Annotated in this window: 19 protein-coding genes; 13 read left to right on the top strand and 6 right to left on the bottom strand. The window is 54.6% G+C overall.

What is annotated here, in order from left to right:
* The 11 genes from truA (at position 1) to ACP4CD_RS07725 (ending at position 13,330) form a co-directional block, all read left to right on the top strand.
* The gene (truA, locus tag ACP4CD_RS07775) at positions 1-804 is read left to right on the top strand and encodes a tRNA pseudouridine(38-40) synthase TruA (RefSeq protein ID WP_426994146.1); all 804 of its coding nucleotides are present in this window, start codon (positions 1-3) and stop codon (positions 802-804) included.
* Between the two features lie 590 nt (positions 805-1,394).
* Positions 1,395-2,063, top strand: a complete 669-nt coding sequence (locus ACP4CD_RS07770) for a hypothetical protein (RefSeq protein WP_064027111.1) — start codon at positions 1,395-1,397, stop codon at positions 2,061-2,063.
* 40 nt (positions 2,064-2,103) lie between these two features.
* Entirely contained in the window at positions 2,104-2,835 is a 732-nt protein-coding gene (locus tag ACP4CD_RS07765; protein ID WP_426994145.1) for a hypothetical protein, read from the top strand.
* 833 nt (positions 2,836-3,668) lie between these two features.
* Positions 3,669-5,015 (top strand): amino acid permease, encoded by a 1,347-nt coding sequence (locus ACP4CD_RS07760; RefSeq protein ID WP_426994144.1) that lies wholly within the window; start codon positions 3,669-3,671, stop codon positions 5,013-5,015.
* Positions 5,016-5,118: 103 nt separating this feature from the next.
* Positions 5,119-6,783 carry an energy-dependent translational throttle protein EttA gene (gene ettA / locus ACP4CD_RS07755; protein ID WP_064027107.1) on the top strand — a complete coding sequence of 555 codons (1,665 nt, stop codon included), beginning with the start codon at positions 5,119-5,121 and terminating at the stop codon, positions 6,781-6,783.
* Positions 6,784-6,976: 193 nt separating this feature from the next.
* Positions 6,977-7,219: an RNA chaperone Hfq gene (hfq, locus tag ACP4CD_RS07750; protein ID WP_064027105.1), complete on the top strand. Its 243-nt coding sequence runs from the start codon at positions 6,977-6,979 to the stop codon at positions 7,217-7,219.
* Positions 7,220-7,230: 11 nt separating this feature from the next.
* Positions 7,231-8,505, top strand: coding sequence for a ribosome rescue GTPase HflX (hflX, locus tag ACP4CD_RS07745; protein WP_426994143.1), 1,275 nt, complete (start codon positions 7,231-7,233; stop codon positions 8,503-8,505).
* A 192-nt stretch (positions 8,506-8,697) separates the two neighbouring features.
* Positions 8,698-9,912 carry an FtsH protease activity modulator HflK gene (hflK, locus tag ACP4CD_RS07740; RefSeq protein ID WP_064027102.1) on the top strand — a complete coding sequence of 405 codons (1,215 nt, stop codon included), beginning with the start codon at positions 8,698-8,700 and terminating at the stop codon, positions 9,910-9,912.
* A complete protein-coding gene (gene hflC / locus ACP4CD_RS07735; protein ID WP_071159690.1) occupies positions 9,902-10,756 on the top strand; it encodes a protease modulator HflC in 855 nt (284 codons plus the stop codon). Before hflK ends, hflC begins: the two co-directional genes overlap by 11 nt.
* A 70-nt stretch (positions 10,757-10,826) precedes the next feature.
* Positions 10,827-12,020 (top strand): ATP phosphoribosyltransferase regulatory subunit, encoded by a 1,194-nt coding sequence (locus ACP4CD_RS07730; RefSeq protein ID WP_426994142.1) that lies wholly within the window; start codon positions 10,827-10,829, stop codon positions 12,018-12,020.
* A gap of 14 nt (positions 12,021-12,034) precedes the next feature.
* Positions 12,035-13,330 carry an adenylosuccinate synthase gene (locus ACP4CD_RS07725; RefSeq protein WP_064031336.1) on the top strand — a complete coding sequence of 432 codons (1,296 nt, stop codon included), beginning with the start codon at positions 12,035-12,037 and terminating at the stop codon, positions 13,328-13,330.
* Between the two features lie 444 nt (positions 13,331-13,774).
* Here the strand turns inward: ACP4CD_RS07725 and ACP4CD_RS07720 are convergent, their stop codons facing one another.
* From ACP4CD_RS07720 to ACP4CD_RS07710, 3 genes are read right to left on the bottom strand one after another with little or no spacing between them, the layout of a single operon-like run.
* Positions 13,775-15,214, bottom strand: a complete 1,440-nt coding sequence (locus ACP4CD_RS07720; protein WP_426994141.1) for a TolC family protein — start codon at positions 15,212-15,214, stop codon at positions 13,775-13,777.
* Entirely contained in the window at positions 15,201-18,377 is a 3,177-nt protein-coding gene (locus ACP4CD_RS07715; RefSeq protein WP_426994140.1) for an efflux RND transporter permease subunit, read from the bottom strand. Before ACP4CD_RS07715 ends, ACP4CD_RS07720 begins: the two co-directional genes overlap by 14 nt.
* A 21-nt stretch (positions 18,378-18,398) precedes the next feature.
* Complete coding sequence (locus ACP4CD_RS07710) at positions 18,399-19,484, bottom strand: efflux RND transporter periplasmic adaptor subunit (RefSeq protein WP_426994139.1); 1,086 nt, start codon at positions 19,482-19,484, stop codon at positions 18,399-18,401.
* A 561-nt stretch (positions 19,485-20,045) separates the two neighbouring features.
* Between ACP4CD_RS07710 and ACP4CD_RS07705 the strand changes: the two genes are divergently transcribed.
* Positions 20,046-20,222: a hypothetical protein gene (locus ACP4CD_RS07705; protein ID WP_426994138.1), complete on the top strand. Its 177-nt coding sequence runs from the start codon at positions 20,046-20,048 to the stop codon at positions 20,220-20,222.
* A 280-nt stretch (positions 20,223-20,502) separates the two neighbouring features.
* Here the strand turns inward: ACP4CD_RS07705 and ACP4CD_RS07700 are convergent, their stop codons facing one another.
* Positions 20,503-20,868, bottom strand: coding sequence for a hypothetical protein (locus tag ACP4CD_RS07700; protein ID WP_426994137.1), 366 nt, complete (start codon positions 20,866-20,868; stop codon positions 20,503-20,505).
* A gap of 507 nt (positions 20,869-21,375) precedes the next feature.
* On the opposite strand from ACP4CD_RS07700, the gene ACP4CD_RS07695 reads away from it, so the two are divergent.
* Complete coding sequence (locus ACP4CD_RS07695; protein ID WP_064031342.1) at positions 21,376-22,803, top strand: sigma-54-dependent transcriptional regulator; 1,428 nt, start codon at positions 21,376-21,378, stop codon at positions 22,801-22,803.
* A 16-nt stretch (positions 22,804-22,819) separates the two neighbouring features.
* On the opposite strand, the gene ACP4CD_RS07690 is transcribed toward ACP4CD_RS07695, so the two are convergent.
* Positions 22,820-23,299 carry a cupin domain-containing protein gene (locus tag ACP4CD_RS07690; RefSeq protein ID WP_426994136.1) on the bottom strand — a complete coding sequence of 160 codons (480 nt, stop codon included), beginning with the start codon at positions 23,297-23,299 and terminating at the stop codon, positions 22,820-22,822.
* A gap of 179 nt (positions 23,300-23,478) precedes the next feature.
* A complete protein-coding gene (locus tag ACP4CD_RS07685) occupies positions 23,479-25,356 on the bottom strand; it encodes a potassium transporter Kup (protein WP_071159649.1) in 1,878 nt (625 codons plus the stop codon).
* Positions 25,357-25,382: the final 26 nt, after the last annotated feature.

Here is a 25,382-nt window from a genome sequence, read left to right as displayed (position 1 = left end):
GTGAGCCGCATCGTTCTCGGTGTCGAATACGACGGTAGCCGCTACGCCGGTTGGCAGATTCAGGCTGGTAAAGCCACCGTGCAAGGCGAGTTGGAACGGGCGCTGACCAACATCGCTGCCCAACCGGTGACGGTGTTGTGCGCCGGCCGCACCGACGCCGGCGTGCACGCCCTGGAGCAAGTCGTGCATTTCGATTGCCCGGTCGAGCGGGATTTGCGCGGCTGGGTCATGGGTGGCAACAGTCATCTGCCGGACGATATCCGCATTACCTGGGCCAAGCCGGCCGTCGATGATTTTCATGCCCGCTACAGCGCCATCGCCCGATTTTACCGCTACGTGATTCTGAACCGGGCGATGAAGTCGGCGTTGCTGCGCGACCAGGCGACCTGGTGCTACAACGCGCTTGATGCCGAGCGTATGCACCGCGCCGCTCAGCATCTGCTCGGCGAGCACGATTTTTCGTCGTTCCGTGCCCAAAGCTGCCAGTCGGTCAGTCCCAATCGACTGATGTATTTCATCGATGTCCACCGCGACGGCGATAAGGTGATTATCGACCTATGCGCCAACGCGTTTTTGCACCATATGGTCCGCAACATCGCGGGTGTGCTGATCGACATCGGCAGTGGTAAACAGCCCGAGGACTGGGTTTTGCATCTGTTGGAAATCAAGGACCGCGCCCAAGCCGCCAGCACCGCGCCGCCGCACGGTCTGCACCTGGCTGGCGTGTTTTATCCAGAGCGCTACGGCGTTCCCACTCATCCTGTCTTCTTGAAGTTGCCTAAAGACGCCAAACGTTTTGATTGACGGCGCCAGTTGTTACTCAGCTTTACTTAATGCTTCTGTAGATTAGGTTTTTTTGACGTTTTGAGTTTGCTTCGGCTTGGTCCGAACGGATTAGATTCTCTCTCGGAAGGTCGTCGTAAAACCCTATTTTTTCGACTGTCCTTCATAAACCGGCCGTATTTTTCGTGACCAACCGAAATCCGTGGCAGTTGGCGGGCAAATGCCAACTGTCGAATATTCGCACGTGTGTGTCGGCAATCCAGTAAAACCTGATCAAGAGGCAGCGGCATCTCGGTGCCTGGATAAGCGTATTGCCCTAATTCTGCCTACGTTAGCCAGAGCCGTACCGCCGTCTTATCCCGTTTGAGTTCCTCGCTAACCCGACCCATAGCTGACGATGGCCTACATGACGCGTTTGGCAGTACTTGTCATGCCATCGCTGGCTGATACCTCGTGCCGCAAATCTGTGATAGACCTCAATAAAATCCTCATTTATTTGATTTCCATCAAAAAAACGGAATTGGCACGGAAAGCGCTTTATTCCCGAAAAGACAGATGGTTTGGCTTCAATCTGCTTTGTCAGTCAACTCAATCAACTTAGGGGAATTACATTGAACACGTCAAAATCCAAATTCGGCTATTTCACCGCCATTTTGTTGTTGTCCGCAGCTATGCACAATGCATCGGCGGCAACGCTAATCGATAACTTTACCGACTTTCAAGTTGCCGAAAACGGTACCGACGGGCCGCTGCCGATATTTGGTACCGATTTGGTTAACGCTTACAGAACCTTGACTGCGGAAGCAAACCCCACCGACGCCGATACCGAAGTTGCGGTGGAAAGCGGGATGCTGACGATCAGCAACAGCACCGATTCCAACGGTACCGCAAGCATTTTATATAGCTTCGATCCGATTAACTTGATGTCGGTCGCCGACGCGCTGCTATTGAATATCGGCTTTATCGATTTGAGCTTTGAAATTCAAGTGATCGCAAACGGTTTGTCTGTGTTCGATTTTCACAATTTTGGCGGTACCGGTCAGCACGCCATTGCTTTTTCAGACTTCACCAACCCTTCCAGTTTCGGCAACCTGAGCAGCTTGCAGTTGAATTTTCGCGGCGTTGAAGCTTGGGACGCACAGATCGATTTGATGGCGGCCAATCGCACCGGCACGCAAACCAACACGGTTCCCGAGCCGACCACATGGGCGCTGTTGATTATCGGCATGTTTTATTTGCGTCAAATGTCGGTAAAACCTGCGCTGTCCAAATTGTCTTGAAGCTTTATCAACGAATTCGAACCTATCAGAGGAATCCAACATGCGTAACCATTTTCCATTGAAACTACTGAGCTCGCTGCTGTTTTCAGGCTTGCTCTCGATTGCGGGTCATGCTGACGCCAGTAACCTGACTATCGATAATTTCAACCAACTACAAAATGTGACGGACCGCGGCAATGGAAGGCCGGGAGAAGTCTATGTGCCGGGTGCCACGAGCAACAGCGTCGCTGAAATTTCCGGCAGCGATTTGGCGCACGTATCCAGGACCTTTTCCGCGACGGCTACCGAAGGACGTTATGCGAATAAGGAAGAGATTCAATCCGGCGCCGGCGCTTTGAAAATCTCCAATTCCGCTGGTTCCGCCGGTGCCGCGTCGATTTTATGGACGTTTGATCCTACGAACTTCACGTTATACGGCAGTGCGATATTGTTGGAAGTTCTGACCATCGATCTGGATGTGAATATTGAAATGGTCGTTAACGATATCGCCGTGGCGGGCAGCAAGACGGTTAGTCAAACCGAAGATTTCTGGTTCGATTTCAATCAGTTTTCCAATCCCAGCGTGTTTTCCAACGTCTCCAGTTTACGTTTGAATTTTACCGGCCCGCAGGCTTGGGATGGTCAATTTCGCTTGTTGACCGCTGGTACTCCGACTCAACCTGACATTATCGGTTCGGTACCGTTGCCACCCAGCTTTGTAATGATGGGAACGGTATTGTTCGGCTTCCTTGGGGCCAGCAGACTGCGTAAGGCAACGGCTTCGTCGATCTAGCGAGGCCACGTAATTGCAAACGCCCCTCCTTGCTGAAGTCCGCTGGCGAGGAGAGGCGATAGCGAAGATGGACCAAGTAGGGGCGGGCAGGTTTTTGACGGAAGCGCCGCATTAGGGATCGAGTTTCCCAGCCACGCTCGGATCGTCGGACTTATCCTCAGCCTGACCAGTGACTAGCAACCGGGATATGCGACTACCGAACTCTATTTACCTCTTCCGAACCCGGCTCAATTTTTCAATCGATTCTCCCTGCAAACCAAGGCAAAACCCGTTGCCGATTGAAGGTCCCCGCCGGTCAGCCCGTTTCGAAACCGCGATTCGCCGGAACTCTAATATTAACTCGCCGCTTCTTCGATAAAATCGCTGGCTTCGATCCCGGGTCAAGGGTTTTCTATCTCGGAACTAACCCAAGCGGATACCGGAGCCGAATCGACAAATTCGGTTTTTAGCAATCCGTATTAATCCTTCGTGGCTCTTCGCGCCGGAAGGGGCGCCCCGCTCAGCATGGCTGCTTCCGGCAAGCTCTTGTGGCAAACTTCCTGTTGTGCACATCGTTAGTCTGAGTAATTGCTAACGATTGAGGCTGAAGAGGGCTCCTTACGTTATCTCTTTTTCTCCGAAGCAAAAGCCCTGTAATGAACATGATTGGATTGATCGTCATCGTTTGCTGGTGCGGGACCTAGGCTTTTCCGGTAACGTAAAGGCCTATGTCAAAGAGTTTGCATGGGAGAGTTTTGTTGACCGGTCGCTTCAATTCCAAAAATACAGCTCTCGATTCGGCTATCGCGCAAAATTGGGCGAGTGGCAGACGATATCGTGGGCAGGCCGAACTATTGCAACCCGGTCTGGGTGTGTTGCATTTGTTGGCTCTGGGTGTCGGTGCCATTGTCGGTACAGGCATTTTGACGTTAATCGGTGTCGGCGTCGCCAAGGCTGGGCCGGCTGTTATTGTCGCCTTCGGATTCGCAGGTCTGGTTTGCGCTTGCGCGGCGCTGGCTTACGCGGAAATGGCGACCGCAATTCCCAAGGCTGGTGGCGCTTACACTTACGCGCGGGTTGTCATTGGTGAGGCAGCCGGTTGGATAGTGGGTTGGTGTTTGATTCTGGAATATTCGTTGGTGGTTAGCGCGGTTGCTGTGGGCTGGTCGGGTTACGCCGCGCCGATTTTACAGGACTGGCTGGGTATTTCGACGACTTGGTTGGTCGCTCCGGCGCGGGGCGGAATCGTCAACTTGCCTGCCGTCGCAATCATTGGGGCGGTTGCGGGCTTGTTGACGCTGGGCACCAAGGAAAGCGCGACCTGCAACGCGTGGTTGGTAGTGTTAAAAATCGGCGCCTTGCTGATGTTTGTAGCGCTGGCCGCCCGTGGTTTCGATGCGAGCCATTTGCAGCCGTTCATGCCTTACGGCTTCGCGAAAACGGTCGGCGCGGACGGTGTCGAACGCGGCGTTATGGTGGCGGCCGCGATTATTTTCTTCGCGTTTTACGGTTTCGATGCCATAGCGACCGCCGCAGAGGAAGCACGCCGTCCCGATCGTGATTTGGCGGTCGGCATCATCGGCTCGATGCTGATCTGCGTGGCGATCTATATCGCGGTGGCGTTGGCCGCGTTGGGCGCGCTGGACTATCGCCGGTTTGCCGACAGTGTTGAACCCTTGGCTCTGGTGCTGCGGGAGTTGGGTTCGCCGCTGGCCGCGAAATGCCTGGGATTTACGGCGGTGGCAGCGCTACCCACCGTGATTTTGGCCTTCTTCTACGGCCAAAGCCGAATTTTCTTTGCAATGGCTCGCGACGGATTGTTGCCGAACGGCTTGGCACGGGTATCTCGACGCGGTAATCCGGTGCGCACGACCTGGTTTACCGCCGCGCTGGTTGGCGGCGTAGCCGGTTTTTTCCCGCTAGCGGAGATTGCAGCATTGGCTAACGCTGGAACATTGCTGGCTTTCGCCACGGTCGCGCTGTGCATGCTGGTTGCCCGCCACCGGGCACCGGGTGCCGTTCGCAAATTCAGCGCGCCGTGGCCGTGGTTGACTGGGTCCGTAGCAATACTTGGATGCGGTTATTTGTTCGTCAGTTTGCCGACCAAAACGCAAATCGGTTTTTTCATCTGGAACGGATTTGGCTTGCTGATTTATCTGATTTTCCATTGCCCCCGTTTCTCGATGTTTGGGCGGCGTTGAGCGGCGAAATCGCAAGTGTGTCCGCTCGGCGCCGCTAAATAACGGCCTTGCATTTGGCTGGGTCACGGTATAATGCTTTTTTGTTTCCTTTCTTCCGAAAGCAATGGCGCAATACATATTTTCGATGAATCGGGTCGGCAAAATCGTGCCGCCGAAAAAGTATATCCTCAAGGACATCTCGTTATCGTTCTTTCCGGGCGCTAAAATCGGCGTCTTGGGTTTAAACGGTTCGGGTAAATCGACGCTGCTACGTATCATGGCCGGCGTCGATAAGGAAATCGAAGGCGAGGCGATTCCGCTGAAAGGCATCAACATCGGCTACTTGCCGCAAGAGCCGCAGCTCGATCCTAGCAAAACCGTGCGCGGCAACATTGAGGAAGCCGTGCAACACATCAAGGACGCTCTGGCCAAACTGGACGCGGTCTATGCCGCCTACGCCGATCCGGAAGCCGATTTCGACAAGTTGGCGGCCGAACAAGCGCATCTGGAAGACGTGATTAATGCTTGTGACGGTCACAATCTGGACCGGACCCTAGAAATTGCCGCCGATGCCTTGCGTTTGCCGGATTGGGAGGCTGACGTCAATAAATTGTCAGGCGGCGAGAAGCGTCGGGTGGCTTTATGCCGGCTGTTGCTGTCCAAACCCGACATGCTTTTGCTCGACGAGCCGACCAACCATTTGGATGCCGAGTCGGTTGCGTGGCTGGAGCGCTTCCTGCACGATTATACCGGCACCGTGGTAGCGGTGACTCACGATCGTTACTTCCTCGATAACGTTGCCGGCTGGATTTTGGAGCTGGATCGCGGTATGGGCATTCCTTGGGAAGGCAATTATTCGTCGTGGCTGGAACAAAAGGAAAAGCGCCTGGAGCTTGAGGATAAACAGGAGTCTTCCCGCCAGAAAGCGATGAAGGCCGAGCTGGAATGGGTGCGTTCCAATCCCAAGGGTCGTCACGCCAAGAGCAAGGCGAGGTTGGCGCGTTTTGAGGAATTGTCGTCGGTCGAGGTGCAAAAACGCAACGAGACTCAGGAGATCTATATTCCACCCGGACCGCGCCTGGGCGATGTAGTCATCGAAGCTGAAAATGTCGGTAAGGGTTTCGGCGATCGTTTGCTGATCAACGATTTGAGTTTCAAGTTACCGCCGGGCGGTATTGTCGGCATCATCGGTCCGAACGGGGCCGGTAAGACCACGTTGTTTAGAATGATGGCTGGTTTTGAAAAGCCCGATTCCGGTACGTTTACGATGGGGCAGACCGTTCAGCTGTCGTACGTCGAACAGTTTCGCGATAACATGGACGATAACAAAACGGTTTGGCAGGAGATTTCCGACGGTCTGGACATGATCACCGTCGGCAAGTACGAAACGCCGTCTCGGGCCTATTGCGGGCGCTTTAATTTCAAGGGCGCCGATCAACAAAAACGCATCGGCGATCTGTCCGGCGGCGAACGCAACCGGGTGCATTTGGCGAAGTTGCTGAAAAGCGGCGGAAACGTATTGCTGCTTGACGAGCCGACCAACGACTTGGACGTCGAAACCTTGCGGGCGCTTGAGGAAGCCTTGTTGGCTTTCCCCGGCTGCGCGGTGGTGATCTCGCACGACCGCTGGTTCCTGGACCGTGTCGCGACCCATATGCTGGCATTTGAGGGCGACAGCGAGGTGGTTTGGTTCGAGGGTAACTACGCCGACTACGAGGCCGACCGCCATCGTCGTCTGGGTATCGACGCCGATACGCCGCATAGGATCAAATACAAAAAAATCGGCTAAGCTGAACTTAAGCGTCCGTGCTTACTCTGACGGCGAGGGCGTGAGAGTTTACGTCCGAACAACTGGTTTTTTGATCCGGCTTGCGTTTAGGCCAGACCAGTTTAAATTTTATTCGCGCACCGCGTGTTGAAAATCACGGAGGTAGCGGGTAATGTATTAATCAGTACACCGAACAATAATAAGGAGAAATAGGATGTCGAAAGCACAAAACTTGCAGGATAATTTTTTGAATGCCCTGAGAAAAGAACACACTCCGGTGTCGATTTTCTTGGTTAATGGTATCAAGCTGCAAGGCCGTGTCGATTCTTTCGATCAATACGTGGTCATGCTTAAAAATACCGTGAATCAAATGGTTTATAAGCACGCCATATCCACCATCGTTCCCGGAAAAAACGTCAACATGCACCGCGAGCCGGAAGTTAGTGACGACAATTAAGGGGTGTTTTTTTGTTTGAACGTCCCGATGCAGGTGAACGAGCAATACTCGTTCACCTAAATTTGCAAGCCGGGCAAGAAGATCTCGACGAGTTAAAGGAACTGACCAAATCCGCCGGCGCCCTGCCGATACATGTGGTGACCGGCAGTCGGCACCGGCCCGACCCAAAGTATTTTGTCGGCATCGGCAAGTTGGATGAAATCAAGTTGGCGGTAACCGACGCTAGTGCCGATATCGTCATTTTCAATCATCCGCTGTCGCCTAGTCAGGAACGCAATCTGGAGAAAGCGCTGGAAGTGAGGGTCGTCGATAGAAACGGCCTGATTCTGGATATTTTCGCTCAGCGCGCTCAGACTTTCGAAGGCAAGTTGCAGGTTGAACTCGCCCAGCTTAAACATTTATCGACGCGCCTAATTCGCGGCTGGACTCACTTGGAGCGGCAAAAAGGCGGTATCGGTCTGCGCGGTCCCGGCGAAACCCAATTGGAGACCGATAGGCGTTTGCTGGGCGTTCGCATTAAGCAAATCCAGCAACGCTTGGAAAAAGTCGAGAAACAACGCCACCAGGGGCGCAGCAAACGCAAGAAGGCCGAGATTCCGGCGGTATCCTTGGTCGGCTATACCAATGCCGGTAAATCGACTTTATTCAACACCTTGACCGGTGCCGGTATTTACGCGGCAGATCAATTGTTCGCGACCCTCGATCCGACCTTGCGGCAGTTGTCGCTGAGCAACGGCAACGACATTATCCTGGCCGACACGGTCGGATTCATTCGCCATCTACCGCACGAACTGGTGGCGGCCTTCCGATCAACCTTGCAGGAAGCCAGCGAGGCGGATTTGTTGTTGCATGTGATAGACGCACATGCCGAAGATCGCGACGAGACAATTTTCCAGGTCAATCAAGTGTTGAACGATATCGAGGCTGGCAAAATTCCGCAGCTCAAGGTTTTCAACAAGATCGACCTGCTCGATAGCATCCAGCCGCACATCGATTACGGCGAAGACGGCAAGCCGACTGCGGTTTGGATCAGTGCGCGGACCGGACAAGGATGCGAATTGTTGCAGCAAGCTTTGTGCGAATTGTTTGCCAGCAGCAAAGTCGTCCGAAAATGTTATCTGCCGGCCGCGCAAGCCGGAGTCAAAGCCAAGCTGTTCGGTTATGTCCGGATACTCGACGAGGTTTGCAACGAAGCCGGCGATTGCGAATTGACCTTGGAGATCGATCAGAAGCATTTGGGCTTGCTAAAGGGTATCGAAACCTCGAGCCCGTTGGAAATGGCCTAATGCGTAACCGCGAACCGGATAAATTTGGCGCGCCGGTCTGACTTAGTTGTCCCGGTCGGAGTGATTTACGATAGAATGCCGCGTTCTTTGGCCTGTCGATACTGGTTTTTTTGAGTGGGATCGATCGGGTGAAATTGGTTCGGTGGTACGCGGTTTTTTAAGTTCTCAAATCCAATTTTTGGAGCATTTAGTATGTCTTGGAATGAGCCCGGCGGTGATAAAAAAGACCCCTGGAGTGGTCGCAACGACCAAAATAGTCCTCCCGATCTGGACGAGGTCGTGCGCAACTTGCAGGAAAAGCTGGGAGCTCTGTTTGGCGGCGGATCCAACGGTGGCGGTAACCGCACCTCGGGCTCATCAATGCGCGGTGCGGGTTGGGTTGCCGGCGGTGCATTGGTATTGTGGAGCTTGAGCGGGTTTTATACGGTTGACGAAGGGACTCGCGGCGTTGTTACGCGGTTCGGCGCCTATGTCGGCACGTCGCAACCCGGTCTGAATTGGCACGTGCCGGCACCGATCGAGCAAGTACAAGTCATCAATGTCGAGCAACAACGCTTTATAGAAGTTGGTTATCGTTCGGGCGGCGGTCAGGCGATGGGCTCGGTACCCAAGGAAGCGATGATGCTGACCAAGGATGAAAACATCGTCGATGTCCGTCTGGCCGTGCAATATCAGGTCAAGGACGCCAAGGATTATGCCTTCAACGTATTGGACCCGGCTTCGACTCTGAAGCAAGTCACCGAAAGCGTGCAACGCGGTGTGATCGGCCGTAGCGACATGGATTTCGTATTGACCGAAGGCCGCAGCGAAATCGTTCAAGAGATCAAGAGCGAGATTCAATCGGTGATGGATGCCTACCGCACAGGCATTTTGATCACTAGTGTCAATTTGCAGGACGCTCAGCCGCCCGAGCAAGTGCAGGGTGCTTTCGAAGACGCCATTAAGGCGCGCGAAGACAAACAGCGTTTGATCAACGAAGCCGAAGCTTATGCCAACGACGTGGTACCCAAGGCCCGCGGCGCTGCGTCTCGTATCGTGCAGGAATCCGAGGGCTATAAGGAAAAAGTCATTGCCAAGGCCAATGGCGATGTCAGTCGCTTCTCGCAACTGCTGACCGAGTACAAAAAGGCGCCTGGGGTGACCAAGCAGCGGATGTATATAGAAACGATGGAACAAGTCCTGGGGCGCGCCAGTAACGTGTTGGTGGACGTCAAGGATGGCGGTAACGTCATGTACTTGCCGCTGGATAAACTGGGCGTCGGTCGCACGGAAGCGGCGCCGGATTCGGTTACGAATCATGAGCCGGTTGCCCCTCAGCCGACCTTGCCGACAGTCAAAGAATCGAAAACCGATGTGCGGATTAACAGCCGCGAACGCGATGTGAGAGGACGTTACGATGGGAAATAAGATTTTAGTCGCGGTCGGCGCGCTGATTGTTGTGTTGTCGCTGTCGGTGTTCACGGTCGCCGAAACCGAGCGGGTGATTAAATTCCAGCTTGGCGAGATCGTCGGCGCCGATTTTCAGCCGGGTTTGCATTTCAAGCTGCCGTTCATCAATAACGTCAAGAAATTCGATGCGCGCATCCTGACCATGGATTCCACGCCGGAACGATTTTTGACCGCCGAAAAGAAAAACGTCATTGTCGATTCCTTCGTCAAATGGCGCATTGGCGATGTCAAAACCTTTTATACCACGGTGGCCGGCGATGTGAATCAGGCCAACATCCGGCTAGATCAAATCATCAAGGATTCGTTTCGTAGCGAGTTCAGCAAACGCGACATCAGGCAGTTGGTATCCAGCGATCGCAGCGCGATCCGCGAAGCGCTGATCACCAATGTTTCGCCCCATGCCGCCAAATTGGGTATCAATATTGTCGACGTACAAGTGAAGCGGATCGATCTGCCTAACGAGGTGAGTTCGTCGGTCTATCAACGGATGGAAGCCGAACGTGCCAGGGTCGCACGCGAATTCCGCTCGCAAGGCTCCGAGGCTGCCGAGCGTATCCGCGCCGACGCCGACAAGCAGCGCGAGATCATTTTGGCCAACGCCTACCGCGACTCCGAGATATTGCGCGGCGAAGGCGACGCCAGGGCCGCCGAAACCTTTGCCAAGGCTTACGGCGAAGACAGCGAGTTTTTCGCGTTTTACCGTAGCTTGATTGCCTACAAGGAAAGCTTGGGCAAACCGGGCAACGTAATGGTGTTGGAACCGAGTTCGGATTTCTTCAAATACTTCAAAACTCAAAAATAGTGGCCGCCGAGTTCGGCAAGACCATAACGCCCCGCTCTGCGGGGCGTTTGCTGTAACTGGAATAGACGACATGCAAAACAAAGACACCTGGCTGCTGCCCGAGGGCATCGGCGAAGTATTGCCGGAGCGGGCCGAGCATCTGGAGAGGCTGAGAGCCAAGTTGCTCGAGACCTTCGCCGCGTGGGGGTATCGCTTGGTGATCCCGCCGTTTGTGGATTTTCTCCGCTCCTTGCTCACCGGTTCGGCCCACGATCTGGAGTCGCAGACCTTTAAGCTGACGGATCCGCTTAGCGGCGAGACGCTCGGAGTAAGGGCCGATATGACGCCCCAGGTCGCCCGAATTGACGCTCACCATTTGCAACATCCGTGGCCGAACCGGCTGTGCTACGCCGGTACCGTATTGCATGCGGTGGGCGATCCGCTCGAAAAGAGCCGCAGCCCGATGCAAATTGGCGCGGAATTGTACGGCCACTCCGGACTCGAGAGCGACTACGAAGCCATACAGTTGATGTTGGAGATGTTGGCGATCAGCGGCATACAAAACCTGCATCTGGATTTGGGCCATGTGTCTATATACCGGGGCTTGGTTGAACTGGCCGGCTTGAATGTGGCGCAAGAAGCCGAGTTGTTCGATGTTTTGCAACGCAAGGCTGGCGCGGAGCTGGGCGAATTGGTCGAACGCTTTCCGGTCGGCGACGGATTTAAAACCATTTTTAACGCGCTGCCCAAACTGAACGGTGGTCAGGATGTGCTCGATCAAGCCGCGAAATTGCTGGCCGGTATCGACGCCAACGGCATTTTGGCGGCGGCACTGGCCGATTTGCGCGGGATTGCCGACCGGTTGCGTCGCGATTACTCAGCCCTGTCGCTCAGTTTCGATTTGGCCGAACTGCGCGGCTACCATTACCATACCGGCATCGTATTCGCCGCTTTCGTGCCGTCGTTGGGACGAGAAATTGCTCGCGGCGGACGCTACGACAACGTCGGTCAAGTGTTCGGCCGGGCGCGGGCGGCGACCGGTTTTAGCGCCGATTTGAAGGTACTGGCGACGTTTTACGACGTCAGCGCCGATACGCCGGTGCGGACAGTCTTCGCGCCCTATTGCGAGGATGCCGATCTGCGCGAGACCGTTCGCGATTTGCGGGCGTCCGGCGTTCAGGTAATTCAGCAATTGCCGGGGCAGCAGGGCGGGGCCGAAGACATGGGTTGCAACGCGATTTTAGAAAAACAGGCTCAGTGCTGGGTCGTTAAATCATTGGCTTAAGGTTAGAAAAAGTTATGGGAAAAAATGTTGTTGTCATCGGTACGCAGTGGGGCGATGAAGGTAAGGGTAAACTGGTCGATCTGTTGACCGAGCAGGCCGCCGCCGTCGTTCGGTTTCAGGGCGGACATAACGCCGGCCACACCTTGGTGATCAACGGCGAAAAAACCGTGCTGCATCTGATTCCGTCGGGCGTGCTTCGCGAAGGAGTACAGTGTTTGATCGGCAATGGTGTCGTGCTCAGCATGGAAGCCTTGCTAAAGGAAATCGAAATTCTGGAAAAGTCCGGGATCCCGGTGAAGAACCGGCTGCAAATCAGCGAGGCCTGCGCATTGATTTTGCCTATCCATGTGGCAATCGACCAAGCTCGCGAAAAGGCCAGGGGCGATAAAGCCATCGGCACCACCGGTCGCGGTATCGGTCCGGCTTATGAAGATAAGGTGGCGCGGCGCGGTCTACGGGTCGGCGATCTGCGTAATAGCGATGAATTCGCCGCGCGTCTGAAAGAACTGGTGGATTTTCATAATTTCATGCTGGTTCAGTATTACGGTGCCGAGCCGGTCGATTACGCCACGTTGTTGGCGGATACCCTAAGTCTGGGTGAAGTGATCAAGCCGATGCTGACCGATGTCGGCGAGGCACTCTACGCCCACCAGGCCCAAGGCCACAACGTATTGTTCGAAGGCGCGCAGGGCGCATTGTTGGACATCGACCACGGCACCTATCCTTACGTCACGTCCTCCAACACCACGGCAGGCGGCGCCGCCACCGGCAGCGGCGTCGGTCCGTTGGCGCTGGATTATGTGTTGGGGATCACCAAGGCCTACTCTACCCGAGTCGGCAACGGCCCGTTTCCGACCGAATTATTGGACGAATATGGCGATCACTTGGGTGTCAAGGGCCACGAGTTCGGCGCGACCACCGGCCGCAAGCGCCGTTGCGGTTGGTTCGACGCGGTCTCGATGCGTAAATCCGCGCAATTGAACAGTCTGACCGGCATCTGTTTGACCAAATTGGACGTGCTGGACGGCCTGGACAAAATCGGCATCTGTACCGCGTACAAAATCGACGGCGTCGTCACCGACACCGCGCCGCTCGGTGCCGATCAATATGCGGCTTGCGAAGCGGTGGTCGAAGAAATGCCGGGTTGGAGTGGCAGTACCGCCGGCATTACCGAATACGGGCAACTGCCGGCCAACGCCAAAGCGTATATCGCGCGCATCGAAGAGCTGGTCGGCGTAAAAGTGACCATTCTGTCCACTGGTCCCGACCGCAACGAAACTATCGTACTGGAACATCCGTTCGAGGCTTGAAACGCCTTAGCGAGCCCTCGTCAGCACCAAGCAATTCAAGGGCTGTCGAGGGCAACGGCATCTATTATAGGCGGGTAACTTACAGGCTAGACGTTGCTTCGCGAACAGTCCCGATCAGCTGTCGTTTCCGCGTCGGCAATAGAATTTGACGACTTTTTTCAATTGCACACTGCCCCGCTTTGGATATTGGCCTTCAACGTCGGTTTATCACCGGCCGGATCGGCAGGGTTTCTGCAGCCGATGGCTCACGGGCGGTAGGCGCGGAGTGCACTCCATGCTGATGCACAACCGAAAATCAATGGGTACGGAGGATTCGTCGCTGGGAGCTCGTCTGATCTCAGTGTCGGGCTGACGGCTCGTTTTGAACTCGCTCGCCGGCACTGAACCCGCTTGATACCGTTTCGATATTAAAGAACACCGAGTAAAGGCCAATATTCTGAAATTCTAACTTTGCCAGCCGCCACCCAAAGCCTTATACAAATCCACCATCGCGCTGATTTGTTTTTGTTTGGTTTCGATCAATTCTTTCCTGGCTTCCAGTGCGTCGCGCTGGGTCAATAAAACCTCCAAATAATCCGCTCTTGCCGAGATAAATAACTGGTTGGCGACTTCAATCGATTTGACCAACGAGTCCACTTGCTGGCGTTTTAACTGGTAGTTTTTGTCCAGGTTGTCGATATTGGATATTTGATTGGCCACTTCGGCGTAAGCAGTAATGATGCTTTGTTCGTATTCGTAGGCCGCCTGCACTTGCTTGGCGTTGGCGTTTTTGTATTCGGCGGTGATCGCGTTTTTGTTGACCAGCGGGGCTACCAGTTCGCCGGTCACCATCGCCGCCAACGATTCCGGCGTATTGATTAGGTATTTCAACGCAAACGCCTGAAAGCCGATGCCGGCCTTGATACCGAACGACGGATAGAAATTGGCCCTGGCGACGTCGATGTTCAAGTCGGCGGCTTTTAATTCCAATTCGGCCTTGCGAATGTCGGGCCGGTTTTGCAATAACTCGGATGGCACGCCGACACTCAAGGCTTTGGGTTTTATATCCATAAAGCCGCTCGACGCGCGGGCTATCGGCTGCGGCGTTCTTCCCAACAAGGTATTGATCCGATTCTCGACGACGGTGATCTGCTGTTCGATCTCGTATTGCCGGGCCTGGTTTTTTGCCACCTCGGCTTCGTATCGCTTGACCGCCAGGGTCGTGGTTCGGGCATAGGTCTGTAATTGCCTGACCATCAACAAGCCGTTTTGCTGTAATGCGATGTTTTGCCGCAAGTTCTCCAATTGATTGTCCAAGGCCAACAACTCGTAGTAGGCATGTGCCACTTCGGCGACCAAGTTGGTCAACAGGAAATTCCGGCCTTCGCCGGATGCCATGTAATCGTAGACTGCCACTTGGGTCGCGTTCCGGAGCTTTTTCCAGATGTCGATTTCCCAAGTCGAGAACAGGCCGAATTGGTAATCGCCGAGAAAGGCCGGAAACGGTTGGCCCTTGGCGATATTCAGACTGTCCTCGACGGCGCCGTTGCGGGTGTATTGCGCGGTCTTCTCGCCGCCCGCCGAGGCGCCGAGTTTGACGAAGGGCATATATTCCCCTTTACGCGCTTGGATTTCGTTCTCGGCGATGCTGATCCGTTGCGCCATGATGTTGATTTCCTTGTTATTGGCAACGGCGGTATCGATCAAGCTGCGCAGCTGCGGATCGTCGAAGAAGTCCTGCCATTTCACGGTCGCGGCACTCGTCTGCTCGTTTACGCCCGGTCTGAATTGCTCTGGCAACTGCGTATCCGCGGTTTTCTTGGTCATGTCCGGAATGCCGCAGGCTTGCAACACAGCCATCGCCAAAGCCGTTACTAGCAAAACATGGGTTTTATTCGTCAGCATCTTGGGTACCGTAATGATAGGTTTCGGTGAACGGATTGACGTCTTCGTCCTTGATCATGCGTTTGCCTTCGATCAGTTTGGCGAAGATGTAATACAAGCCTGGGATCAGCACCACGCCGAACACGGTGCCGAACAACATGCCGCCCAACGCCGAGGTGCCGATGGTACGGTTGCCGACCGCGCCGGCGCCGGTAGCGAAGGCAAGCGGGACCAGGCCGGCGATGAAGGCAAACGAAGTCATCAGAATCGGCCGGAACCTTGCCTTGGCGGCTTCGATGGCGGCTTCACGTACCGACATGCCTTGCTCCTGTTTTTGCACCGCGTATTCGACGATCAAAACCGCGTTTTTACCGAGCAAGCCGACCAACATCACCAAACCTACTTGGGAGTACACGTCGTTGGCCAAGCCCATGGTCTTCAGCAGTAAAAACGAACCGAAAATACCGGCCGGCAACGAGCAAATCACCACCAACGGCAACACAAAACTTTCATATTGCGCCGCCAACACCAAATACACAAACACCAGCACCACGACGAAAATCACCAGCGCCTCGTTGCCGCGTGCCGCTTCGTCGAAGGACAAACCCTCCCAGGCCACATCGAAACCTTGGGGCAGAGTCGCCTTGGCCACTTCCTTGATGGCTTTGATCGCGTCGCCAGAGGTATAGCCGGGCGCCGGTTCGGCGCGGATCGCCGCCGAGTTGTAGAGGTTGTAGCGGGTCAGTTCGTTCGGGCCTTGCTGTGGCTGCACGGTCATAAAGGCCGAGTAGGGCACCATTTCGCCGGCGTCGTTTTTGACGTAATAGTTCAAGACGTCGGTTGGGAAGCGGCGAAACTCCGGCAAGGCTTGCACATAGACTTTGAAAAAGTTGTTGAAGCGGATGAAGCCTTGTTCGTAGGTACTGCCGATCATGATGTCCAGGTTTTCCATGGCCTTATCGATATTCACGCCTTTTTGCATCGCCAATTTGTTGTCGATTTTCAACTCGTATTGCGGGTAGTTGGCGGCATAAAAGGTGAACAAGCCGGTCAATTCCGGGCGCTTGCGCAACGCGGCCATGAACTCCTGATTGAGTTTGTCGAATTGGAAGTAATCGGTGCCGGTGGTCTTATCCAACAAGCGGAAGGCCAAACCCGATGCCGCGCCGTAGCCCGGTACAGCGGGTGGTTGGAAGAACTCGATCACCGCCCCGAAGTCGTGGGTTTTTTCCTCTAGCTGGCGAATTACGTCCTCCACCGACACCTTGCGCTGGGTCCAATCCTTTAGATTGATGATGCAGGTGCCGGCGTTGGAACCGCGGCCCTCGGTCAAAACCTCGTAGCCGGCCAACGACGATACCGACTGCACGCCGTCGATTTTTTCGGCGACTTCTTCCAGTTGTCGTGCCACTTTGTTGGTGACTTCGATAGTCGAGCCGGGCGGAGTTTGAATGATCGCGTAGATCATGCCTTGGTCTTCGCCGGGGATGAAGCCGGCCGGCAAGGTTTTATCCACAGTGAAGATGCCGAAGGAGAATGCAGCCAACACCACCACAGTGACGATGCGGCGGGTAACCACGACGTCCAGCAACTTGACGTAGCGGCCGGTAACTTTTTCGAACAGATAGTTGAAGCCGTCGATGAACAGCGTAATCGGCGTCCGGCGCTTGGGTTGGCCGTGGGTGTTTTTCAAGATCATCGCGCACAACACCGGCGCCAAGGACAAGGCGACGACGGCGGAGATAATGATGGACGAAGCCATCGCAATCGAAAACTGCCGGTAAAACACGCCGACCGGGCCGTTCATGAAGGCGATAGGCACGAATACCGACACCATCACCAACGTGATCGCGACGATGGCGCCGCCGATTTCGCCCAGTACCTGCCGCGAAGCGGCGTAGGGGCTTAAGTGTTCGGCTTCCATTTTGGCGTGTACCGCCTCGACCACGACGATGGCATCGTCAACGACGACGCCAATCGCCAACACCAACGCGAATAGCGTGATCAAGTTGATCGATAAGCCGAAGGCCGACATCACCGCGAACGAACCGATCAACGACACCGGCACCGCCAGAATCGGAATCAAAGTCGAGCGCCAGTCGCCGAGGAACAGGAATACCACCAAGGTCACTAACACGAAGGCTTCGCCCAAGGTGTGCAAGACCTTGTGAATCGAGGCTTCGACGAAACGCGACACGTCGTAGTTGATCTCGTAATCCATGCCTTCCGGGAAGGATTTTTTCAATTCCTCCAACTTGGCTTTGACGTCTTCGATGACTTTGGTGGCGTTGGTGCCGTAGTTTTGCTTCAACACAATCGACGCCGAGGGGAAGGAGTCCTTGTCCGAATAGATGTTGTAAAACTCGCTGTCCAAATCCACCTTGGCGATGTCTTTTAAGCGCAGGATTTCGCCTTCCGAGTTGGCGCGGATGATGATGTCGGCGTACTGTTCCGGCGTGTTGTACCAGCCTTGGTAAATCAACACGTATTCCTTGGATTGTGCCGCCATGCCGGTACTTTGGCCGATCCGGCCGGGACGGCCGATGATGCTTTGCTTGGCGATGGCGTCCATCACTTCTTCGGTCGAAACGCTGTACGCGCGCATCCGGTCCGGATTCAACCAAATGCGCATCGCGTATTGGCGGGCGCCCAAAATCTGCGCTTGGGCGATACCGTAGATTCGCTGGATTTCCGGTATCACGTTGACGTAGGCGTAGTTGAACAGGAATTTCTGGTCGGCGTTTTTATCCTTGCTGTACAGGTTGACGTACATTAGCATGCTGGGTTGGACGAAGTTGACCACCACGCCTTCCAGCCGTACCAGATTCGGCAAACGGCTCATCACCTGATCGACCCGGGTTTTGACGTTGACCATCGCGATATTCGGGTCCACGCCTAACTCGAATAACACTTGAATCGTCGCTTCACCGGCGCTGGTGGCGTCGGAGACGATGTATTTCATGCCCGGCACGCCGTTGATCGCCCGTTCAATGGTAATCAACGACGACTTGACTAACACGTCCGCACTGGAGCCGGGAAAGGATAAGGATATCGTCACGCGCGGCGGGGCAATATCCGGAAACTGTGAAACGGGTAGGGTGCGGATTGCCAAGAATCCCATGAACAGGAAACTAAGCGACAATACGATCGCCATGACCGGTCTTTTAATAAAGATACTGAACATAGTTAATCTCTGCTTAAAGGATTATTCGGTATAGAGTTTTAATTCGGCGCGAACCTTTTCAGGTGCCAATAAATCGATGTCCACTTTATCGCCGGCATGGACTTTTCTTAAGCCTTCCAGCAGGATTTTTTCGCCGTCTTTCAAACCCTCTTTGATAATGAATAAATACGGTAATTCGGCTTCGATCTTTATCAGTCTTTGTTCTAGTTGTCCGTCTTCCTTGACAACATATACGTAGGTCTTGTCGAGTATTTCGAAGGTGGCTTTTTGCGGAATCAATAACGCATGCTTGTAGGGTTTTTTCATCAGTATCGTGCCGGTTTCGCCATGACGGAGCAATTTATCGGGGTTGGCGAATGTGGCGCGGAATTCGATATTGCCGGCAGTGTTATCGAAATCCGCCTCAATAGTTTCTATGGTGCCATCCGTATTATAAACCCTACCGTTAGCCATTCTTAATTTAACTTTGGTTATTGCCTCATCGGCTTTTTGAGATTTGAAATCAAGATATTCGCTTTCAGGTACGTTGAAATACACCCACAATTTACTAATGTCCGATAGCGTGGTTAATAAGGCGCCTTCCTCCACCAAACTGCCAGTCCTGACATTCAAATGGTCCATGATGCCTTCAAACGGCGCATTGATACTGGTGAAACCTAAATGAGTTTCGGCGAGTTTGACCTCTGCGTTAGCCTTGTCCAGCTTGGCCTTGGCCAATGCTAGTTCGTTTGGCGACACAATTTTTTGATCCGCTAAACCCTTGGTGTTTAGGTATTCGATATTCATCGTATTCGCGTCGGCCTGAGACTTTAGTAATTCGGCTTGATAGATGTTAGGCATGATTTTGAACATCGGCTGACCTTGATGGACTAACTGGCCTTCGTCGACGAAAATATTCTGCAAATACCCCCGTTCCAGCGCACGCACTTCAATATGCCGAAACGCGTGAATCTGGCAGACATATTCCTTGGTTACCTCGGTGTCTTCCCATAAGGGTGTGGTGGCTTCCAGTTTGGGAGGCGCTTCGTGAGTTTCCGTTTCGGTTGTTTGGCAGCCGGATAATAGAATTATAATTAAGCTAAGATAAGCACGTGTTTTAATAATCATCGGTTTTCTCTATGCGAAGCTCCGCAATCGCTGTTGACTTCGGTTTTATGGTGAGTTGCATTAAATCCAATAGCGAATAGCTTGGTATTGGGTGTAACGATTGAGTTAATATTTTGGTTTCCAGTTTTCCCTAAATTGCGACCGCTTATGAATGATTCGGCGAACTTCGCGCAAAAATGCGCGAATTGCGTTAGTTACGGGAAAGCAAGCAAAGTGCCAGTTTTTTTGGCTTAATATCAGTGGGTTATGCGGGCGAGGGGTGGATTGGGGAATATTCCCCGGTGCAAATCCACAACGTGGGGAATATTCCCCACTTTAAAATTCGATATGAGCGGTGAGCCGAGAAGGTCGCTTTATTTCAGGCTCGTAATTCTTGCGGCAGCGTTAACGTTTAGCCAAAACAGCGAGCTGGATTTCCTTTGTTTTCAACGAGTAGGCCCGATCACCGACGCTCTCCTCTTCGGTGGAAGGAATTGCTGGCATGGATATCGCTGTAATGGTTTGGAGCCAGACTGTTATCTGTCAAACGGCTCGTTTTCAGGTGAACTTGAGGAATGAATGATGAAAAATTATGTACACGAAATAGCCCAATGCACGGCAGCGATATTGATTTCCGCTATGCCGTTTTCGGTGAATGCCAGCGTCGATCCGTTACAGAGTATTAAACCGGCCGCCTTTGAAATCAGTGTGGATGGCGACGCCAGCGAGCCGCCTTTGGTTGGAGAGCAAGACGAGTAATCGGTGCTTTAATCTCTCCGCATAAGCAATTCCCCGGCATCGCCGGGGAAGAGGTGTCGGCCAGGCCGCTAACGCGCGAGTCGATGTTGCATTTGCGAAGGCAACCAAAAGCTAACGTTTGCGCAACATCATTTTCTAGTCATGAACGGTCGGTGCGGCGTGAGCCAAGCTTAAGTCAGCTAAGACTGTTACTCCCGACCGAAATTGTGTGCCGCTAGGCAATCCGCTACAACAGTCCCGCCTTACTTTTCAAACCTCGACCTTGCTCGCCCAGCTCCGGTTAATCCTTGTTTTTGGGATTGCCGCTAGACACCAATCCCACGAACAACAAGCCGAATAACAGCAATAGTGGCCACGAATACGGAACGATCAGGAAAACACCGAGAAGGGCAAATCCGAGGGCGGCGAAAAACAGCATCATCCCGACGCCAACTAGTGCCAATACGGCCAGTATCCCGAATAGCGCGAACACCGCCAACAGGGTGGGGATTGCCGCCAGGCGAAACAAGGGCGACGCCACGGGTTGGCCGTTGATGGTCAGGTTGAATTCGCCAACTTCTGGATGAAACGCATAGATCAAGCTGGCAAGTAATAGCCCAAGTAGCAGGGTTGCGAATAACAGATGGCGGTTGGGGGATCTGGGCATGCGATTTTCCTCGGGCTAAGATGTGGTTGACGACGTCGCCGTCGCCATAAAATAGGAGTTCGACGGGCTGGTTTCGTCGGTACGGTATTGATGGTTATTTTCCATGAAAACTTCGTGCCCGTTTTTGTTTCCGACGGATGGCGTTGCCTCGCGACGTATTCCGCGAGCGCGGAACACTGGCGATTCGCCCGGAGTCGTGGGTTTGGCGCGGTATTCGAGTCGGCCTTAAGTGTTGCCGACGGCAAAATCCGATACCGGCTATCATGCCACCCGTGGTTGCGTTGGTGATTTTCAACCAAATTAAACGGTGATTTTCCCCAAACCTCAATGGGCTAAGACCTTGGTGCGGCGACCGGACGGCTAACTGGACGTTCCGTTGAGCATAGGCGTCGATCTTGCATAAAAAGTTGATATCCGCTTGCCGCCACGACTAAGAACCAACAGTCGCGTTTCGGCCGCCGCAATGGGTGACGGTTTCACTCGCCCACCACCGCCTTTCGCCAACTTATGAACGACAGTATCCTGATCATCGAAGACGAAGCCTTGTTAGGTAGCGAGCTGCAGCGCTATTACGCCCGTATGGGGTTCGAGACCCTGCTGGCGGCCGACTGCGCTCAGGCCAGGGAGATACTCAGCAATCCGGATTTGCGGCCGTCGCTAATCTTGTCCGACCTCAGTCTGCCGGACGGCAGCGGCCTGGATTTGTTGGAAGAAACCCGCGGCAATTTGTCTGACAGCGAATGGGTGTTTCTGACCGGTTACGGCGACGTGCCGGATTCGGTGCGGGCCTTGCGTCTTGGCGCTTTCGATTTTTTGATCAAGCCCTGTCTGCAGGAGCAACTGGATATGGTGGTGCGTAGCGCGTTGCGTAGTGCCAAGGCCCAGCGGCGGATTCTGACCGACTCGGTCAACGCCGGCAAACGCTACGCGCCTGAAACTTTTCTCGGCAACAGCCCGGTCACCCGCCAGACCGGCGACATGCTGCGCCAGCTTAGCCAAGTGCCCTACAGTGCGCTGATTCTGACTGGCGAGACCGGCACCGGCAAGGGCTTGGCGGCCAGGATTCTGCATTACAACAGCGAGCGGGCCAAGGAGCCGCTGGTCGAACTCAACTGCGCGGCCTTGCCGAAGGATCTGCTCGAGTCGGAATTGTTCGGCCACGAAGCCGGCGCCTTCACCGGCGCCAAGGCCCGCCATCGCGGGCTGATCGAACAAGCGCATCGCGGCACTTTGTTTCTGGATGAAATCGGCGAAATGCCCTTGGATCTGCAGGCCAAATTACTGAAAGTGCTGGAGGATCGCAAGTTGCGCCGCCTGGGCGGAGAGAAGGAAATCGACGTGGACATCCGCGTTATCGCCGCTACCAACCGGAATTTACAGGACGAAGTCAAAAACGGCGGGTTTCGTTCCGACCTGTATTACCGGTTGAGTGTGTTCGAACTGCGCTTGCCCAGCTTGTGCGAGCGCATTGGCGACTTGGACGATTTGGTGCCGGCCTTGATCGCTGAATTCAATTTACTGGCCGGCAAGCGGGTCAGCCAAGTATCGCCGCGCGCCTGGCAATTATTGAAGCGTTATCGATGGCCGGGCAACGTGCGGGAGCTGAGAAATGTGTTGGAGCGTAGCGTGATTTTATCGTCGTCCCAGCAGTTGCCGGAACAATGGTTGCCGAACGAGGATAACGGCGTCGCGGCGATTGCGCAAGAATCGGTGCGTCCGGCTTGCGTTTCGGATGTCTCTGCCGCCGACGGCCTCGTCGCGCGCCTGGAACTGCAGTTTCCGACCGACGGCAGCATGGGCTTGGAGGATATGGAGAGCGAAATCGTCCGCAACATGCTGGACCTTTGCCACGGCAACGTCATGGAAGCCGCCCGTATCCTGAAAACCACCCGCGAAAAAATTCGCTACCGGATCGAGAAATACAAGCTCCGTTAAGTTGAGCGGCGGAGACTCAATACGGGCGGCCATCCTTGTGTAAAAACTGCCATTGGCCGGCTGCGTCCAACCGGGCCTGCAGGTCGTCGTCGGGATAAATGACCGTATCTCCGGGGGCGCGGTCGCCGATTTCCAGGTAAACCACGTCGGCATCGGTGCGGTTGAGTAAATGATGGGCGTCGCCGTCGCCGGCCGGGAAGCCGGCACACATGCCGGCGCATAGCCGGGTCTCGCCTTGATCGGTGACCAAGCTCGCTTCGCCCGACAAGACGTAAACGAATTCGTCCTGTTCGGCGTGAGCGTGCCGCAAGGCCGAGCGGGCGCCCGGCGCCAAGCGGGTCAGATTGACGCCGAAATTGACCAAGCCGAACGCATCGCCCAAGGCCCGTTTTTCCCGGCCGGCCATTAGCGATGCGAAGGGTTCCGGATAGAGCGAGCGACGGACTCGAGGCGGCACGTCCTCGGCGAAGATGGCGATAGGTTTTTGGCCGGTCATGGTTGTAAGGTCCTCGAATTAAATGGTTCGCGAAAGTATGGCCGGAAATTCGAAACCCACGGCGGCGAACCGAATAAGAACTTGGCGGCGGCGTCTTTCAGAATTTCGCTCGTCATGCGACGAGTCGCCGAAAAAATGGTCCGATCGCCTCGCCCGCGGCGGCCGGTGTCGCCGCGAGTTTACAACTCGATTCGTATCCCCAGTTCGATGACGCGATCGACTGGAATCTTGAAATATTCGATCGCGCTGGAGGCGTTATGGAATAAAAAGCGGAACAGCGGGCGTTGCCATTTGGGCATCGGGCAGCGGCGGCGGAACGAGAGTTTTTCGCTGGCGATGAAGAACGACGCATGTTTCTGATCAATGATCAAACCCTCGCGGGCGCAGAGTTGCAAGGCCCGGCGCACATCTTGTTCCTCTTGGAAACCGAAATACATTTTGACCCGGTAGAAACTGTTGTTTTCCCCAAATAGTCGGATTTTGATGCGTTGAGCCTCGTCTACGTAAGGAACGTCCTTGGTGACGATGGTCAATACGATCATTTGCTCGTGCAAGATGTGGTTGTGTTCCAGATTGTGCAGCAGGACCAGCGGTACGCCGTGCAGGGTTTTTGCCAGATAGATCGCGGTGCCGGGTACGGTTTTCAGTTTGCGGGTTTGCAGTCGGTTTTCCAATTCCTCGAACATCACCCGTTTTTCGTCCATGTGCCGGGCCAGTAACTGCCGGCCTTGGATCCAGGTGACGATGATGACGAACAGCGCCGCGCCGACTGTCAGCGGCAACCAGCCGCCTTCCGGAATCTTGATGCTGTTGGCTAGAAAGAACAACACGTCGAAACTTAAAAACAGCGATAGGAAACCGATGCTGGTGGCTTCGTTCCAACGCCACAACTCTTTGATGACGATGAAGGCCAGTATCGTCGTGGTAATCATCGTGCCGGTCACCGCTAGGCCGTAGGCCGAGGCCAGCGCCGAGGAGGAGCGAAATTCCAGTACCAGCACGAATACCGCCGCCATCAGCAACCAGTTGACCGCCGGGATATAGATTTGACCCATCTCGTCGCCGGAGGTGTGTAAAATCCGCATTCGCGGCGTGTAGCCCAGTTGTATCGCTTGGCGGGTCAGCGAAAACGCGCCGGAAATCACGGCCTGCGAAGCGATGACAGTCGCCAGCGTCGATAGCAACAGCAGCGGGTACAGCGCCCAATTCGGCGCCATCAGATAAAACGGATTTTCCACGGCGGCGGGATTTTCCAGTAGTAGCGCGCCTTGTCCGAAGTAGTTCAGTAACAATGCCGGAAAGACGAAACCAAACCAGGCGAACCGAATCGGTTTTAAGCCGAAATGCCCCATATCGGCATACAAGGCTTCGGCGCCGGTGATGACCAGCACGACCGATCCCATTACGACGAAACCCCGCCAACCAAGCTCGCTGAGCAGCGCTACGCCGTGGTAGGGATTAATCGCACCGAGGATTTGCGGATGGCTGGCGATGTTGACGATACCCAAGGCGGCCAAGCTGACAAACCAGACGCACATGACCGGAGCGAATAGCCGGCCGACGTGTTCGGTACCCTTGGCTTGCACCAAAAACAGCGCCGTCAGCACCGCTAGGGTAATCGGCAGTACGTAATGCTCCAGTTTGGGCGCGACGATCTGCAGGCCCTCGACCGCGCTGAGCACCGAAATCGCCGGGGTAATGATGCTGTCGCCGTAAAACAACACCGCGCCGATCAAGCCGGTGGTGATGATGAAGCCGGCCTTGCGCGGATCCTGTTTAGCGGTCTTCAGCGCCAGTGCCAGCAGGGCCATGATGCCGCCTTCGCCGTCGTTGTCTGCGCGCATGATGAAAATCGCGTATTTGGTGGTGACCACTAGCGCCAGCGACCAAAAGATCAATGACAGCGCGCCATGCACATGCGCGGTATCGGTCGATAGACCGGCATGGAACACTTCCTTGACCGCGTACAGCGGGCTGGTGCCGATATCGCCGAAAACCACGCCGATGGCGCTGAGTGTCAAGGTTTTCAGTTGCGACGGGTTGGGGTTTGCTGACATGAAGTATCCGGGCAAAAGGCTGGGGC

It is taken from the genome of Methylomonas stagni (assembly GCF_050154735.1).
In the GTDB taxonomy this organism is placed as follows: domain Bacteria; phylum Pseudomonadota; class Gammaproteobacteria; order Methylococcales; family Methylomonadaceae; genus Methylomonas; species Methylomonas koyamae_A.
This window is presented reverse-complemented; position numbering and strand designations above follow the sequence as displayed.

Coding starts and splice junctions, on each gene's coding strand:
- ACP4CD_RS07765 (WP_426994145.1), top strand. CDS start 2,104: ATGCGTAACCATTTTCCATTGAAACTACTGAGCTCGCTGCTGTTTTCA.
- ettA (WP_064027107.1), top strand. CDS start 5,119: ATGGCGCAATACATATTTTCGATGAATCGGGTCGGCAAAATCGTGCCG.
- hfq (WP_064027105.1), top strand. CDS start 6,977: ATGTCGAAAGCACAAAACTTGCAGGATAATTTTTTGAATGCCCTGAGA.
- hflK (WP_064027102.1), top strand. CDS start 8,698: ATGTCTTGGAATGAGCCCGGCGGTGATAAAAAAGACCCCTGGAGTGGT.
- hflC (WP_071159690.1), top strand. CDS start 9,902: ATGGGAAATAAGATTTTAGTCGCGGTCGGCGCGCTGATTGTTGTGTTG.
- ACP4CD_RS07730 (WP_426994142.1), top strand. CDS start 10,827: ATGCAAAACAAAGACACCTGGCTGCTGCCCGAGGGCATCGGCGAAGTA.
- ACP4CD_RS07725 (WP_064031336.1), top strand. CDS start 12,035: ATGGGAAAAAATGTTGTTGTCATCGGTACGCAGTGGGGCGATGAAGGT.
- ACP4CD_RS07720 (WP_426994141.1), bottom strand. CDS start 15,214: ATGCTGACGAATAAAACCCATGTTTTGCTAGTAACGGCTTTGGCGATG.
- ACP4CD_RS07715 (WP_426994140.1), bottom strand. CDS start 18,377: ATGTTCAGTATCTTTATTAAAAGACCGGTCATGGCGATCGTATTGTCG.
- ACP4CD_RS07710 (WP_426994139.1), bottom strand. CDS start 19,484: ATGATTATTAAAACACGTGCTTATCTTAGCTTAATTATAATTCTATTA.
- ACP4CD_RS07705 (WP_426994138.1), top strand. CDS start 20,046: ATGAAAAATTATGTACACGAAATAGCCCAATGCACGGCAGCGATATTG.
- ACP4CD_RS07700 (WP_426994137.1), bottom strand. CDS start 20,868: ATGCCCAGATCCCCCAACCGCCATCTGTTATTCGCAACCCTGCTACTT.
- ACP4CD_RS07695 (WP_064031342.1), top strand. CDS start 21,376: ATGAACGACAGTATCCTGATCATCGAAGACGAAGCCTTGTTAGGTAGC.
- ACP4CD_RS07690 (WP_426994136.1), bottom strand. CDS start 23,299: ATGACCGGCCAAAAACCTATCGCCATCTTCGCCGAGGACGTGCCGCCT.
- ACP4CD_RS07685 (WP_071159649.1), bottom strand. CDS start 25,356: ATGTCAGCAAACCCCAACCCGTCGCAACTGAAAACCTTGACACTCAGC.